The 15,645-nt window shown below is 36.6% G+C and carries 13 protein-coding genes; 4 read left to right on the forward strand and 9 right to left on the reverse strand.

Annotated features, from left to right (window positions below):
- Positions 1–15: 15 nt before the first annotated feature.
- Entirely contained in the window at positions 16–537 is a 522-nt protein-coding gene (gene rpoE, locus Q5Y73_RS11135) for a DNA-directed RNA polymerase subunit delta (RefSeq protein WP_305991976.1), read from the reverse strand.
- Positions 538–999: 462 nt separating this feature from the next.
- Between rpoE and Q5Y73_RS11140 the strand changes: the two genes are divergently transcribed.
- On the forward strand, positions 1,000–2,178 hold the full coding sequence (locus Q5Y73_RS11140) for a S8 family peptidase (RefSeq protein WP_305991977.1): 1,179 nt from the start codon (positions 1,000–1,002) through the stop codon (positions 2,176–2,178).
- 340 nt (positions 2,179–2,518) lie between these two features.
- On the opposite strand, the gene argS is transcribed toward Q5Y73_RS11140, so the two are convergent.
- From argS to speE, 4 genes are all read right to left on the reverse strand, one after another.
- On the reverse strand, positions 2,519–4,195 hold the full coding sequence (argS, locus tag Q5Y73_RS11145) for an arginine--tRNA ligase (protein WP_305991978.1): 1,677 nt from the start codon (positions 4,193–4,195) through the stop codon (positions 2,519–2,521).
- The gene (locus tag Q5Y73_RS11150) at positions 4,192–4,614 is read right to left on the reverse strand and encodes a YwiB family protein (RefSeq protein WP_305991979.1); all 423 of its coding nucleotides are present in this window, start codon (positions 4,612–4,614) and stop codon (positions 4,192–4,194) included. Before Q5Y73_RS11150 ends, argS begins: the two co-directional genes overlap by 4 nt.
- A 154-nt stretch (positions 4,615–4,768) precedes the next feature.
- A complete protein-coding gene (gene speB / locus Q5Y73_RS11155) occupies positions 4,769–5,641 on the reverse strand; it encodes an agmatinase (RefSeq protein ID WP_305991980.1) in 873 nt (290 codons plus the stop codon).
- 55 nt (positions 5,642–5,696) lie between these two features.
- On the reverse strand, positions 5,697–6,533 hold the full coding sequence (gene speE / locus Q5Y73_RS11160; RefSeq protein ID WP_305991981.1) for a polyamine aminopropyltransferase: 837 nt from the start codon (positions 6,531–6,533) through the stop codon (positions 5,697–5,699).
- Between the two features lie 214 nt (positions 6,534–6,747).
- Between speE and Q5Y73_RS11165 the strand changes: the two genes are divergently transcribed.
- Positions 6,748–8,760, forward strand: coding sequence for a transglycosylase domain-containing protein (locus Q5Y73_RS11165; protein ID WP_305991982.1), 2,013 nt, complete (start codon positions 6,748–6,750; stop codon positions 8,758–8,760).
- Between the two features lie 518 nt (positions 8,761–9,278).
- Here the strand turns inward: Q5Y73_RS11165 and Q5Y73_RS11170 are convergent.
- From Q5Y73_RS11170 to Q5Y73_RS11180, 3 genes are all read right to left on the reverse strand, one after another.
- Positions 9,279–10,013: a GntR family transcriptional regulator gene (locus tag Q5Y73_RS11170; protein WP_305991983.1), complete on the reverse strand. Its 735-nt coding sequence runs from the start codon at positions 10,011–10,013 to the stop codon at positions 9,279–9,281.
- A 33-nt stretch (positions 10,014–10,046) separates the two neighbouring features.
- Positions 10,047–10,784, reverse strand: a complete 738-nt coding sequence (gene nagB, locus Q5Y73_RS11175; protein ID WP_305991984.1) for a glucosamine-6-phosphate deaminase — start codon at positions 10,782–10,784, stop codon at positions 10,047–10,049.
- 287 nt (positions 10,785–11,071) lie between these two features.
- Entirely contained in the window at positions 11,072–11,581 is a 510-nt protein-coding gene (locus Q5Y73_RS11180; protein WP_305992169.1) for a YwhD family protein, read from the reverse strand.
- Between the two features lie 180 nt (positions 11,582–11,761).
- Between Q5Y73_RS11180 and Q5Y73_RS11185 the strand changes: the two genes are divergently transcribed.
- Complete coding sequence (locus Q5Y73_RS11185; RefSeq protein ID WP_305991985.1) at positions 11,762–13,765, forward strand: M1 family metallopeptidase; 2,004 nt, start codon at positions 11,762–11,764, stop codon at positions 13,763–13,765.
- Between the two features lie 9 nt (positions 13,766–13,774).
- Positions 13,775–14,596 (forward strand): hypothetical protein, encoded by an 822-nt coding sequence (locus tag Q5Y73_RS11190; protein WP_305991986.1) that lies wholly within the window; start codon positions 13,775–13,777, stop codon positions 14,594–14,596.
- 31 nt (positions 14,597–14,627) lie between these two features.
- Here Q5Y73_RS11190 and Q5Y73_RS11195 read toward each other — a convergent pair whose 3' ends face one another.
- Entirely contained in the window at positions 14,628–15,623 is a 996-nt protein-coding gene (locus Q5Y73_RS11195; protein WP_305991987.1) for a LysM peptidoglycan-binding domain-containing protein, read from the reverse strand.
- Positions 15,624–15,645 lie beyond the last annotated feature (22 nt).

Genomic DNA, 15,645 nt, shown 5'->3' on the forward strand with positions numbered 1-15,645 from the left:
TGGAAATTGAAATATTTAATACTTGTCATCTTCATCATCGTTGTCTTCATCCATCTCTTTTTCCATTTCTTCATCCAGACTGATTTCATCGGCTTCTTCATCAAGATCTTCATTCTCTTCAAGATCTTCATCCTCAGCATCAATCGGATCTTCGACATTATTATTATTCACATAAGCGTCATCATCTTCATCCGAAAACATTTCTTTTTCGTCTTCAAGATCATCATCATCGTCATTAATCACTCTTGGTTTATTGGAGATCTCCTCGGCTTTGTCCAAAGTATACCAACGTTTTAATCCCCAAATATTGTTTCCAATACAGGCAAAACGACCATCAATGTTAATTTCAGTATACAGCTGGGCAACAACCTCTTCAACTTCTTTGTCAGATAGATTCTTGACCTTTGCAATTTCACCCATTAAATCACGATAGTAGAATTGTTTGTTTGTTGATTTAAAAATCATAAACGCCAAATCAACCATTGGTATTTCTTTTATTTCCTCAGCGGTAAGATTTATTGTATATTGACTGCTCACACCTAACACAACCTTTCACACAACATAAATCAAAATAATATGTATATTGAACTTTTTATCTTTATCATCATTAAGTAAAACCTATTTTACATAAAAATGCAAGAATACTTCAAATACAAGTTCAAAAAGTTCATGCTCATCACCCTCGATAAAACCTGCATCTAAAGTATCATGACATTGAACTCGGGAAAATGCAATTATCAGCATAACAAAACTATAAGCGAAGAGCAATAAACTCTTCGCTTATGACTGTATCCGCATAGTTACGAAATCGCGTTCATAACCCGGAATAATTAAAGAGAGCTCCCTCTCTTTACTTATCCTATGTCCATAATTTTTTTCTGACATCATCGAATGCCCAATTATTATAAAAAGAGGCATTCCCCCAACGCCAATAGAGCACAAATGACATAAAATAATGCAATATCCAAGTTAACTGCTTATTATAGGGGGGATGACAAATTGAATTTCTCCAGTTTTTTACATTATTTAGATCGTCATATCGTTACAAAGCAGCCTGTATCAAGACAAATCATTCGTTTTCAAAATCGAAAGGAATTTCAGAGCTGCTTGCGTCAATTAAAAAAGCTAAAGCCATCTTTATCTAAGTTGTCACATGTTCAACCCATCGGGATCATTCATGCTATCTCTTGTCCCATACAATCCAGTAAAAATATAATGAAACATCCTGCCATTCGATTTATTGAAAAGGATACAAAAATAAAAATGCATTCCCCAACAACATTTAATCCTGTGCATGTGCCAACTGACGAGTTAACACCTTCAATACCATGGGGTGTAAAAGAAATCAAAGCACCACAGGTTTGGAAGTTTACAAAAGGAGACGGGATTAAGGTTTCCGTTATTGATACCGGAGTTGACTTTAATCATCCAGACCTCAAAGAACAATTGCAAAGAGGATTCAATTTTATATATCCGCACATGCCTCCTTGGGATGATAATGGTCACGGAACACATATAGCAGGTACAATTGCCGCTTCCAACGAGGAAAATGGCATCGTGGGAGCAGCACCAAAAGCACTCTTGCATCCTATTAAAGCATTTGACCACAGAGGAACTGCTTATTCTTCTGATATCATCCAAGCCATTGAATGGAGCATTCGAAATCAGATGGACATCATTAATATGAGCTTTGGAATGAGCAACCGCAGTCAATCCTTGTTAGATGCCATTAAACAAGCTAATGATTTAGGAATCATCACCGTAGCCTCATCTGGAAATGATGGAAAGAAAGAGACAATAGATTATCCAGCAAGATTTACCCCAACTATTTCTGTCGGAGCTTCTTCTTCCAAAAAACGTCTAGCTTCTTTCAGTAATAGAGGAAAAAACATTGACATCTATGCACCTGGTGAAAAAATTTTTTCAACTTGGCCAAACCGAAAATACGTGGAATTAAACGGAACCTCTATGGCTACGTCCCATGTCAGTGGAATTATCGCACTTATGTTATCTATAAACCGAGACTTAAGCCCTGTAAAAATAAAAACCATATTAAAAAAGACAGGTACACCATTAGGCAGCACGAATAAAAAAATGATTGCAAAAGAAATCAATGCAGTGAAGGCTTTAAGATATGTTAAAAAGTTAAAACTAACAAACCACAAAAGCAAGAAGTAAGCTTTTGTGGTTTGTTGAAAAAACTCTTACCGGAGTACATCAAATATGTAAGTAACCGAATCCTTCGTGTAAATATGAAGTGGCTCCGAAAAGTGCCTGGAACTATCCCTTTGTTTCCTTTTCACTTTTTGGGGCAACTCATACATGAGCTGAACTGGGTCTGAACTACGTAGGCTTCCTTCACATTTGTGGTACTCTTTTTTGTTCCGGGGTCCCCAAAAAGTATTCGGATTAAGCTATAACACTTTTCTTCACTTTTTTGATCTCATTTTAATCAGGGCCCCGCAAAAGTAATCGGACTAAACTACGTTGATTGGCTTCACTTTTGTGGGTATTATAGTTACATTTTTTCCGGTGCAGAGATTCCTATGATTTTAAAACAATTTTCAAAAACAACTTTCAAAGCAGCCAAAATAGATAATCTCGCTTGAGTGAGTTTTTCATCATCCTCTAAAATGACTCTCTGAGCTTTATAATAGCTGTGGAAAAGCGAAGCTAATTCATATACATATCGAATGATACGATGAGGTGCATACTGTTCAGTTGCAACTTGAACCTCATTATACAAAGTAGCCACTTTCAACAATAGATTGTACTCCGACTCTTCATCTAGCAAATGTAAATCTACTTGATCTAATGGCATTCTTGCAATACCTTGTTCATCCGCTTGTCGAAAAATGCTGCAAATACGCGCATAAGCATATTGAACATAATAAACAGGATTTTCATTTGAAGTAGAAATAGCCAAATCAATATCAAAATCGAGATGAGAGTCGATTCCACGCATCGTAAAGAAATAACGAATTGCATCCACTCCAACCTCATCCATCAACTCTTTCATAGTGACAGCTTTACCTGTTCTCTTAGACATTTTTACTTTCTCACCATTTTGGTACAAGCTCACCATTTGAGAAACAAGCACCTTTAGTTGATCAGGCTCATAACCTAATGCAGTGATTGCAGCTCTCATTCTTGGAATATATCCATGATGATCGGCTCCCCAAATATTAATGAGTTGATTGAAGCCACGATTAAATTTGTCCTTGTGATAGGCTATATCTGGTGTCAAATACGTGAAAGAACCATCATTTTTGATGAGAACACGATCCTTGTCATCTCCAAATGGTGTAGTTTTAAGCCAAAGAGCACCATCTTGCTCATAAGTGTGTCCCTTCGATTCAAGCTCTTCTAAAACAGCATCTGTTTTTTTATCTTGGTAAAGTGACGTTTCGCTAAACCAAACATCAAATTCCACGCCAAAACGAGTTAAATCATTTTTCAGCTTTTGCATTTCTTTTTCTAAGCCGTAACGTTTAAAAAACTCATGTTTTTCATCACCTTCAAGAGATAGAAGACGATCATGTTCTTCAGCTGCCAACTCTTTTGCAAATTGAATAATATCTTCACCATGGTAACCATCTTCCGGCATTTCCGCTTCTTTTTCAAGCTGCTGCAAGTACCTTGCTTCAATCGATTTTGCCAAATTATCAATTTGATTGCCGGCATCATTAATATAATACTCTCTGGATACATCATAACCAGCAAAATCTAGTAAATTACACAGTGCATCCCCAACAGCAGCGCCACGTGCATGTCCTAAATGAAGGCTGCCAGTTGGATTCGCACTAACAAACTCGACCTGAATTTTCTCATGGTTACCTACAGTAACAGCTCCGTATCTTGCACCTTTCATCAACACATCGGATATGACTTCATGCAGGTACCTTTTATCTAAATAGAAATTTATAAAACCAGGTCCTGCAATTTCCACATTTTCAACACCTGCTTCTGCATAATCAAGCTGCTCTTTTAATTGCTCAGCAATTTGTCTAGGATTCTTTTTCGCAATTCGAGTTAACTGCATAGCAAGATTAGTTGAAAAATCACCAAAGCTTTTATCTTTGGGTACCTCCAAACTGATTTCAGGGAGCTCCTCAACTGAAACTAGTTCAGATTTAACAGCGGAATTTTTAACAGCCTCTATAAGTTTATCTTTTACACTCTCTAAAACACTCACGCCTCATTATCCTCCTGTATTTGGATCTTCAATGCAAAATCCCCTGAATGTTCATCATTTAAAAACAATTCATAAGACCAGGAGATTTGACCATAACCTTGAGGATCCAAATCGATTTTTATTTCCTTTGCTTTGTTTGAAATATTCATTTTTCCTGAAGCTGTATGGTAATAACCTGGCTGCAAGCTATCAAGCTGAAATAATTGCTCTGATTGAATATCTCCATGACGGACTACTTTAATCTCGTTTCCTTTAATTTTTAATGTAGTTGTGATTCTTCCCATATTATGATCAGGTTCTTCGTATCTATAATAAACGGCATCACCTTTATAAAAATATTCGGCAATTACATTTTGAATAATTTGCTGTTCTTCACTGATACTTTCAATGTGCATGGAAACTTTTTTGTTTTCAGACATCGTAAAACACTCCTCTTTTATTTGTTAGTTCATTATATCACATGCTACAGAACTCCCAATTCCTGAACAAAAACCACTATTAGAGTCTCTGGAGGATGTCGTCCAATCCTTTCATTACACTCCGGGTATCCAATAGATGAAGTATCTACAAATTTTAATTTGGGACAAATCCCAACAACATTTCACGAATAAGCTTGGACGCAACAATAGGTGTTTGTTCAGTTGGATCATATATAGGAGCCACTTCTACTACGTCTGCTCCAACGACTTGTACACTGGATCTGGATATTTCATGGATAGCTGCAATTAGTTCTTTAGAAGTGATTCCACCCGCTTCAGCTGTTCCAGTTCCAGGTGCGGCTGATGGATCCAAAACATCAATATCTATAGTTACATACACAGGTCTTCCTGATAAACTAGGCAGCGTTTTTTTCAATGGCTCCAATACTTCAAATGGATGAAAATTCACATGTTCTCTTCCAAATGCAAATTCCTCACGACTTCCTGAGCGAATACCATATTGATAAATGTTGTGCCCTCCCATAAGTTCCACAGCTTTTCTTACTGGAGTAGAATGAGAAAGAACTTCCCCTTCATACTGCTCACGCAAATCAGCATGTGCATCGATATGTATAAGAGCTAGATCAGGATACTTACTGTACATTTGACGAATTATAGGCCAAGTAACTAAATGCTCTCCACCTAAACCAATAGGGAACTTTCCGTCCTTTAGCAATCCTCTTACATACTCGTCAATCATATCCAAACTGCGCGCTGCATTGCCAAACGGAAGCATTAAATCTCCTGCATCAAAATAAATCATATCTTCGATGGATTTATCCAAATATGGACTATATTCCTCCAACCCAATCGATGCTTCGCGAATTCTTGCTGGTCCAAATCTAGAGCCGGGTCTAAAACTCACTGTAAAATCCATTGGCATTCCGTATATTACTGCACGAGCATGATCATAATCGTTAGAGCTGTTAATAAACACTTTTCCAGAATAAGCTTCATTTAAGAGCATGAAAAACACTTCCTTCATTTCATCTATTTCACTGTTATATTAATTCATTAATTTCTTACTTTTTAGGATTCACTAAATCTTCTACAAACTTTGGCAGTGCAAAAGCTGCTTTGTGTAATCTCGGTGTATAATATTTTGTTGGTAATTCAGGGATATTAGTTTCATCCACATTTAACGGATCCACCGTTTTACTACCCATTGTAAATGTCCACAACCCACTTGGATATGTAGGAATATTGGCTTGATATACTCTTACAATTGGGAAAATCTCTTTTACATCTTGATTTACTTTTTGCAATAAATCTCCTTTGAACCATGGGTTGTCTGTTTGCGCAACAAAAATGCCGTCCTCTTTCAACGCATCATAAATCCCTTTATAAAAACCTTTTTCAAATAATTGAACTGCTGGTCCTACAGGCTCAGTAGAATCTACCATGATGACATCATACGTATTTTTATTTTCATGAATATGCATATAACCATCATTCACGATAACTTCTACTCTTGGGTTTTCTAATTCCCCTGCGATTTCAGGTAAGAACTTTTTTGAGTATTCAATTACTTTTCCATCAATTTCAACCAATACTGCCTTCTCTACTTCCGGATGCTTTAATACCTCACGAATAACACCACCATCTCCACCACCAACAACAAGTACATGTTTCGGGTTTGGATGTGAATGTAAAACTGGATGTGCAACCATCTCATGATAAACAAATTCATCTTTTACTGTTGTCATTACCATGCCGTCTAACACTAACATGCGTCCAAATTCAAGTGTATCTATAATCGCCAAGTGTTGAAAATCTGTCTGTTCCTCCACTAGGGTTTTTGTAATTTTCGCAGTGATACCAAAATGGTCTGTCTGCTTTTCTGTATACCATAATTCCATCTGTTTTGTTCCTTCTTTCTCACACAATATTTTCATTCTAGATTGTATTATAGTTTATCCTTTTTAAAAAGCAACAAATTATCCACTTTTCGCTAATATTCATGAATCAACTGAATAGTTTATGTTAAGTTTTTCCATACTAGATAGTAATAGAAGTTCGTCATCTAATTTCATTTCCACAATATATGAACAACGTAGAAAGGAGCGAATTCAATTGATTAAAAAAATGGTATCATTGCTTTTCTCATTATTTATCGTTTGTGCGATTAGCTTGGGTGTATTCCTATTATATCTACGAACTCAAGCACTGCCAGCTACAAATGTGCCTCAAACCTCTCATATCTATGACCTGCAGGGAGAAATCATAGACAGCTTTTATACTGGTGAAAATCGTGAAATTATATCTCTTGATGACGTATCCACCTACGTCATTCAAGCAACCCTTGCTGTGGAAGACCATCGATATTTTGATCATTTTGGTTTTGACTTAAAAGGGGTAACACGTGCAGCCATCGTTAATTTACAAAACATGGATAGAGGTCAAGGAGCAAGCACCATCACACAGCAGCTTGCAAGAAATCTATATTTAACACATGAAAAAACATGGACAAGAAAATTGAAAGAAGCTATATATACAATTCAACTTGAGATGCAGTACAGCAAAAGAGAGATATTAGAGCTTTATTTGAATGAAATTTATTATGGACATGCAGCATATGGAATTCAAGCGGCAGCTCAGCATTTTTTCAGTAAGGATGCAAAGGATTTAAATCTAGCTGAAAGTGCAATTATCGCTGGTATCCCTAAGGGACCCGCTTACTATTCTCCTTTTTTGGATTTTGAAAACTCAAAAAACAGACAATATGATGTATTACAAGCCATGGTTAAGTCAGGATTAATTACGGAAAATGAGGCTAAGACAGCTTACGAAGAAGAATTAATTTTTAACTCTAATAAAAAAACGAGCAAAGCCTTTGCTCCTTATTTTGTGGATTATATTCGTCAACATGCCATCGATAAACTAAATATATCCGAAGAAGCCTTTAATCAAGGTGGATATCAAATTTATACAACTCTAGATGCCAATGCTCAAAAAATAGCGGAGGAAGTCATTGCAGAAAAAATGGAAGAGGAGGAAGAATTGCAGGTCGCATTAATTTCCATCGATCCGAGAAACGGATATGTAAAAGCCATGGTAGGTGGCTCTGATTATGAAAAAAATCAATACAATCGAGTATTTGCAAATACAAGACAACCAGGGTCCGCTTTTAAACCAGTTTTATATTTAACTGCCCTGCAGTCTAATGAACTTACCGCCGCTTCACAATTCAAAAGTGAACCTACAGCATTCACATATGATGATGGAAAAAAATTCTATATGCCTAGCAACTTTGGAGATAAATATCCAAATGACTATATAGATCTTCGTCAAGCCATCTCACAATCTGATAATATTTATGCAGTCCATACGATCATGCAGGTAGGTGCTGAAGAGGTGATTAATACTGCACGCACTTTGGGAATCACAAGTTCCATGCAGCCATTGCCATCCTTAGCATTAGGAACTTATCCTGTCAGTCCTTTTGAAATGGCTTATGCTTTTGGTACAATTGCCAATCAAGGAGTAAGAGCAGAACCCATTGCTATTCTTCAAATAGAGGATACATTCGGCAATGTCCTTTATACAGATGAGTCTTCAACTATGCAGGTGATTGATCCTACATATACTTATATCATGACCAATTTGATGAAGGGAATCTTTGATCCAGGCGGAACAGGCCACCGAGTTTCATACATATTAAATAGACCTGTAGCTGCAAAAACAGGAACTACAAACACGGATGCGTGGATGGTTGGGTTTACTCCTGAGTTATCCACAGCGGTTTGGGTTGGGTATGATAAAGATTTAACCATTAGCCCAGTAGAATCAATGCTTGCCTCACCTATTTTTGCAGAATATACGGAGCGAGCTTTGGAGGCGATCCCACCGAAGTTGTTCCCTGTTCCTGACGATGTAGTCAGCGTATATATTGATGCAGAAACCGGACTATTAGCCACATCTGAATGTCCAAATTCTCGCTTAGAAACGTTTGCAAAAGGAACAGAACCTACACAATATTGCTCTGTGCATCTGAATCATGACGATGATCCTGAACCTATTCAAAAGGAGGCAGAGACAGAGGAATCTTCCTGGTGGGGTGATCTGAAACGCTGGTGGAACAACTAGTATTATTTACCCACAAAAGTGAAGTGAAGCTAAAGAAGTGTATTCCTATTACTTTTGCGGGGCCCTGATTGAAATAAGATCAAAAAGTGAAGTGAAGCTAAAGAAGTATAGCCCTAGTACTTTTGCGGGGCTGATTGAAATTAAGATCAAAAAGTGAAGTGAAGCTAAAGAAGTATATTCCTATTACTTTTGCGGGGCCCTGATTGAAATAAGATCAAAAAAGTGAAGTGAAGCTAAAGAAGCGGAATCCGATTACTTTTGCGGGACCCAGAACTAAAACCCCAAAAAGTGAAGCCAAGCTAAAGTAGTGTAATCTTAGCTTTCAGCACAGGAAGTGCTGATCCTACGTTAGACTTGTACAGGATGTACTGATCCATCGTAGCTGGCTCATGAATGAGCTAGTGCAGGAATGCCAGTTCGTGGGTGAACTGGTGTCAGAATGATCACATGGAAGTGATTGAATAGGATTGACCCATAGGAAGTGGCAGTTAATGACGGCGCATAGTGACTATGAGCAGTTAAAACTCTCTCTTTATTTCTATCGTAAACTTATACCGATCCGCACGATAAGCCGATATTACAAATTCTAACGGGGTTTTATCTTCTAAAAAGGTTTGCTGCTGCATTAGCAACATCGGTGCCCCTTTAGAAATTTTCAAATAAACAGATTCGAATTCTGAAGCAATAGTAGATTCTATTGTCTGTATTCCATCTTGAATTTTATAGTTATATTGTTTTTCAATATATTGATATAATGATTGCTGTTCCATTTGTTCTTGCGTTAAATTAGGTATGAGCTGTGCTGACATATAAACGGTTTCAATGGCAACTGGGTCTTGATCCGCTAAACGAACACGTTTTATTTCATATACAGGGTCATTCTCTTCGATTTTTAAAAAACCAGCTACTTCATCGAAAGCTGGAATAATTTCAAATTGAATCCACCTACTGCTAGGTTCATACCCTTCTTTTTTCATATCCTCTGTAAAACTAGTTAGCTTTCCGACAAATTTATGCTCCAGCTTCTTATTTGATACAAAGGTACCTTTCCCTTTATGTCTATATAAATAACCTTCATTCACAAGATTATTAATAGCTTGTCGCACCGTCATACGACTGATATCATATTGCTCCGCAAATTGACGTTCAGAAGGAATCGCCTCGCCTGCTTGCATATCTCCGTTATCTATATTTAATTTTATTAATTCTGCTAATTGATAATAAATCGGTAGTGGAGAGTTTTTATTAATCATCTCAAAGATTCCTTTCTTACATTCAAAGACATTTTAAATATAACTTAAAGCCAAGGATAGCGCCTCCTCGTCTGCAATCACAGTCACATTGGGATGCAGTTGTAAAATAGAAGCCGGAAATTGCTGACTTACTTCCCCTTGTAACAATTTGTGTATAGCTACACTTTTTTGTCCTCCAGAAGCCAGTAATAAAATTTCTTTGCTTTTCATAATAGACTGAATCCCCATCGTAATCGCATGTGTTGGCACTTCATTCATATGATTAAAAAAATGTTTATTCGCTTGACGAGTAGATTCAGTTAGTCTGACAACATGTACTTTTGAACCAAATGGAGTTCCAGGTTCATTAAACCCAATATGCCCATTTTGCCCTATGCCTAAAATTTGCAGATCGATCCCACCGGAGTCCTGTATTAATTGGTCGTAACGAATACACTCCTCTTGCAATGAAACTGCATTCCCGTTTGGCAAATGTATATTTGATTTCAAAGTATTTATATGATTGAACAAACTCTTGTTCATGTAATAACGATAACTATTGGGATGCTCTTCCGATAATCCTACATACTCATCTAAATTAAAGGATGTTACGCGTCGATAACTCGTATTATTATGCTGAAAATCCGTCACCATGTTTTTATATAAACCTAGTGGGGTCCCCCCAGTAGCCAATCCTAAACGTATTTTGGAATTAGCTTTCACCTTTTCAATAATATACTCTGCTGCTTTTTCACTCATTTCATTATAATCCCTTACTTTAATAACTTCCACTTTCATCCTCTCCTTTTAGATAAAAATCATGATTTTCTTCATCATACAATATAGAATTCTAGTTGTCTATACAAGTTAATATAAATAGATGTTTTACCTTCTTTACACTATATAGTGGCAAACGTATGACAAAAAGAGTCTCATTTCTGAGACTCCTAATTAGGATTCTGAACCAAGCTTTAGATGATTTTGAATAATCACCATTGTTAATTCGATTAGCAATTCTTTTAAAAATCTTTTTCTTCATTCAATTTCAAATTATACAGCTTATTTAGGTTTACTCCACCTTATTTTTCACTTTTCAAACCTTCCTTCAGTTCATCCTTTGAGTTTTCCCACCACTCTTCATTGTGCTCAATCAAAGCTGTGCGCAAAGCTGTTTTTTCTGTATCATCAATTCCATCGAGGATAAATTTGCGTTTTAGCGCTTTATCCATCTTATTCACGTGATCGGCGAGAATCTTCCATCCTCTTTTAGCTTCTTCATCAATCAGCATCTCACAAACTGTAGCTCCTGCATAATAGGAATTACCCTCTTCATCACGATCTACTGCAACCCATGCAATCCAACACGTTCTTCCATTTGGCACATCAGCTTTATCTGTAAGAAATTTGATCCCTTTCTCAACCTTGCTCTTTGCATGAAGGGTACCGACATCTATATAGGCTTTATCACCGTCTATAATTAAACCGGACAACTGACTCAAATTGATTGTACCCGCTCCAAAACCTTTGTGTTCTTTATTGCTTACAACATTTAAGGACAAGTTCTTTTTCCCTTTTTTATCAAAATCCATTCTATTAAACACCGCCTATTCTTCTCTAAAAGTTACCTTCATTTAAGCATACAAAAAATACACAATAGAAACAAACTTTTTTCTTGAATTTGTACGAACACCCAGCATATACATAAACATGTACCCCTTTTCAAAGAAAATATCATTACATAGCGTAAAAGAAATACGAGGTGAAAAGACTTGATCCATATTGTTCGATTTTTAGGGTATTTTTTGCTTCCGGCTTTTTGTTTACTGCTTTTCTATTTCATATTTTTTAGTCAAAGTAATCTAAGCACCTTACAAGTGGATAGCAACAAAAGCTATTTTGAAGAGGAAGACACAATTAGCGCTAACGGAGCGTCTACTCAATTGGAGCAGTTATCTACATTAGAATACTCAGAACCACTTAGTCAACGAATCGTAGATTACAACATTGATGTTGAACTTGATGATAAAGAGAACCAGCTTATAGGATCCCAAACATTAACTTGGGTCAATCCAGGTAAAAAACCCGTGCAAGAATTATTTTTCCATTTATACCCCAATGCATTTCAATCCAAAAAAACAAGCTTCATTGTAGAATCTGGTGGCAGCCTACGAGATGACAATATGAAAAAAAACAGCTATGGAGAGATGATGATACACAAATTGTGGACAAACAATGGAAAAGAACTATCTCAAAACACTTATTTTATTAGACCTGATGATGGAAATCCTCACGATTTCACATTAATGGGAGTAAAACTTCCTGAGCCAGTATTGCCTGGAAAACAAATCACTTTAAATATGACCTTTTCAGTCCAAATGCCATATGTTTTTGCAAGAATGGGATATGTAGAAGACTTTTTTATGGCAGGACAATGGTTTCCGAAGGTTGCAGTCTATGAATTAAAAGGAATGCGTGGTCGAGAAGATGAAGGCTGGAACTTGCATCAATACCATGGGAATTCAGAATTTTATGCTAATTTTGGAACTTACGATGTGTTAATCAAAGTTCCATCAAAATATATTGTAGCTGGGTCAGGAACACTGGCAGGCATGCACGAATCTGACAATATGAAAACCTATCACTTTAGAGCTGCTGATGTTCATGATTTTGCTTGGTCTGCTTCCCCCCATTTCATTGTTGAAGAGGAAGTATTTCACTTAGAAAACGCGAATAATGTCAAAATTAAATTATATTTAGATCCGCTCCATAGTGAGTTAAAACGAAGATATTTCTATGCCGCAAAAGCAGCCCTAGAGAATTTTACTAAGTGGTATGGGGACTATCCATATGATACTTTATCCATCGTTGTTCCTCCTCAAGGAGGAAATGGAGCTGGCGGGATGGAGTACCCAACGCTAGTTACAGCATGGGCAGCTGCAGACAAAGAGCCTGACAGTTCATTAGAGAGAGTGATTATACATGAGATAGGACATCAATACTGGTACGGCATGGTTGCTTCTAATGAATTTGAAGAAGCTTGGTTAGATGAGGGATTCACCTCCTATGCTGAAGATAAGGTCATGGAAAAAGAATATGGCATACGATCAAAAACTTATTTCGAAGCTAGTTATATCACTTCACCCGCAGCGCTTAAACAAAATGCGTGGGATTATAAATACAAGAATGAATATGCTCAGAACGTTTATGTGAGAGGAAAATTAGTTTTAAATGACATTGAAAATATCATAGGAAAAAATCAGATGGATCATGTATTAAAAACATACTTTCAACAATGGAAATTCAAACACCCGTCCACTGAAGATTTTCAAGCTGTGTTAGAAGAAGTGACGAACCAATCATGGGCAGATTACTTCCATGAATTTATATATGGAGATAAGATGGTAGATTATGCGATTGAATCGCTTCAAATTAATGAAATAAGCAATCCAGAAGAACCACCACTATATGAACATAAAGTAACGATTAACAGAAACGGTGCAATACATTACGAGCCAGTATCCATTTTGTTTTCCTTTTCGGATGGCACTTTCATTGAAAAAGAATGGGAAGGAACTGATAAAAACAAACACTTTGACTTCATACATCCATCCACTTTAAGCTGGGCTGCCATTGACCCTGATCATACCATCATTTTAGAAAACCAACATATCAACAATTTCATAAATACATCTGTAAAATCTGATGCAAAAATAAGATGGAATCTATTATTGACCGATTGGATAGAGTCTGTAATAAACTCCATCATATGGTGAGGTGAAGTCATGTTTTTTAAAACGATAAAAGAAGGATGGGATACGACGAATCAATTGATGGGGTATATTTTGCTATTTTCAATGTATCAGCTCATTTGGGGCATTTTCTTGTATCGATGGATTCAATCCATTGTTCATTCCATATCACAACGCATCCCTATCTCCGAAATCAAAGATGCACAACAATTATTTATGATTGAAAGTGGATATTTAATCTCAAATGTAGATTTTATAATAAACCATCTCACCCCTCTCATCATTTTATTGAGTCTTAGATGGGTTTTGTCTCCCTTATTAAATGCTGGACTTTTTTACACCATCCATTATAAACACCAAGAATCAAGCCGTTCATTGTTTTTTCAAGGGATTGTAAAACAAGGAGCTTCGTTTCTGTTTATCTCCTTTGTTCATCTTGTTTTACTTGCTGTTCCTCTATATTGGTTCATTTCTTTCATAAAAAATAAACTTGCAACCCTAACGTCTCTAGAGTCCATCTTTTTTAATTTTGTACCTCTTGTCCTTGTTTTTGTTGTGTATGCTTGGTTCATTCATATTGTTGTTATTTATATGCAGTGGAGAAAAACAACACATAATGCGTTATTGCCTCCCATTTTCTTTATATTTAAACACTTCCTGTTCCTAATAGGTTTTAGTCTGATTATGCTGCTGCTTTTAGGATTGTCAAAAATATTATTTTCTTCAGTTTCGATCTTTTGGGCAGGATTGTTTGCCATTATTATGCATCAAGTCCAATACTATTTCAGCACTTATTTTAAAATTTTGGAGGTTAATATTCAGTACCATTTTTGGACAAAAAATAAGCCCCAATGAGCCATCGGAGCTATTCCAGGTCATTATAAAACTACATTTCGAATTTTTCAGTTAACCCTGGCGGTATTTTTAACATCGTTCCTGGTTCTAGTACAGCATTTAATGGCATATCATTATATTCTGACAGTTCTACCAAATCTGGATCTGTCAGACCGTATTGTATTGCAATACTCGTAAATGTATCGCCTTCTTGAACAGTGTAATAAACCTCTTCTGGTTCCGGCTCTGGTTCTGGTTCAGGAGCCGCCACTGCTTCAGGAATCAAGAGCACTTGACCTACATATAACGTCCTAGGGTCTGTAATGTTGTTTAATCTTGCTAAATCTCTTGCTCTAACATTATACATTCTTGCGATTTGCCATATATTTTCCCCTGGTTTGACAATATGATAAGCCAGACCTTCTTCAGGGAGAACTGGAACCAATAATACTTGACCTACATAAATCATATTGGGATCGCTTATATTGTTAATTGCCATTAAATCTTCTAAGGAAATGCCTGAACGTCTAGCGATTGCCCCTAATGTGTCTCCTGCTTTCACAACATAAGTTCCCATTTCAGGTTCTTCTGGTGCCATCGGGATCACAAGTGTTTGACCTACATATAAGACACTTGCATCTGTAATATTGTTCGCCTCAATTAGATCCGTCACAGACACTCCAAAGTTTTGAGCGATTTTATATAATGTGTCTCCTGGCTGAACTACATACGTTTCTAAACCTGGTTCCATTGGCACAGGTATTTTAAGCTGCTGACCTACATATAACATATTGGGGTCAGTAAGATTATTTAATGTAATGATATCGGATACTGAAACATTATAAGCAGCTGCGATTCCATATAACGTATCACCAGATTTGACAATATACGTGTCAGCTACTCCCCCCACAGGGATATAAAGCCTTTGACCCACATATAGAAAAGCAGGGTCTGTAATTCCATTTACATCAATAAGTTCTTGTACTGATACTCCGTGTTTTGCAGCAATTGCATAAAGTGTATCGCCTGGCTGTACAACATAATTCATAATGTAAAAAAACCTCCTAAAT

The sequence above is a fragment of the Chengkuizengella axinellae genome, assembly GCF_030730905.1.
GTDB classification, from domain to species: Bacteria; Bacillota; Bacilli; order Paenibacillales; family KCTC-33759; genus Chengkuizengella; species Chengkuizengella axinellae.

Excerpts from the sequence above, each read along its gene's own strand:
- Q5Y73_RS11170 (WP_305991983.1), bottom strand. The coding sequence starts at position 10,013 with ATGATTAATAAAAACTCTCCACTACCGATTTATTATCAATTAGCAGAA.
- speB (WP_305991980.1), bottom strand. The coding sequence starts at position 5,641 with ATGCTCTTAAATGAAGCTTATTCTGGAAAAGTGTTTATTAACAGCTCT.
- Q5Y73_RS11180 (WP_305992169.1), bottom strand. The coding sequence starts at position 11,581 with ATGGATTTTGATAAAAAAGGGAAAAAGAACTTGTCCTTAAATGTTGTA.
- Q5Y73_RS11190 (WP_305991986.1), top strand. The coding sequence starts at position 13,775 with ATGTTTTTTAAAACGATAAAAGAAGGATGGGATACGACGAATCAATTG.
- Q5Y73_RS11150 (WP_305991979.1), bottom strand. The coding sequence starts at position 4,614 with ATGTCTGAAAACAAAAAAGTTTCCATGCACATTGAAAGTATCAGTGAA.
- Q5Y73_RS11195 (WP_305991987.1), bottom strand. The coding sequence starts at position 15,623 with ATGAATTATGTTGTACAGCCAGGCGATACACTTTATGCAATTGCTGCA.
- speE (WP_305991981.1), bottom strand. The coding sequence starts at position 6,533 with ATGGAATTATGGTATACAGAAAAGCAGACAGACCATTTTGGTATCACT.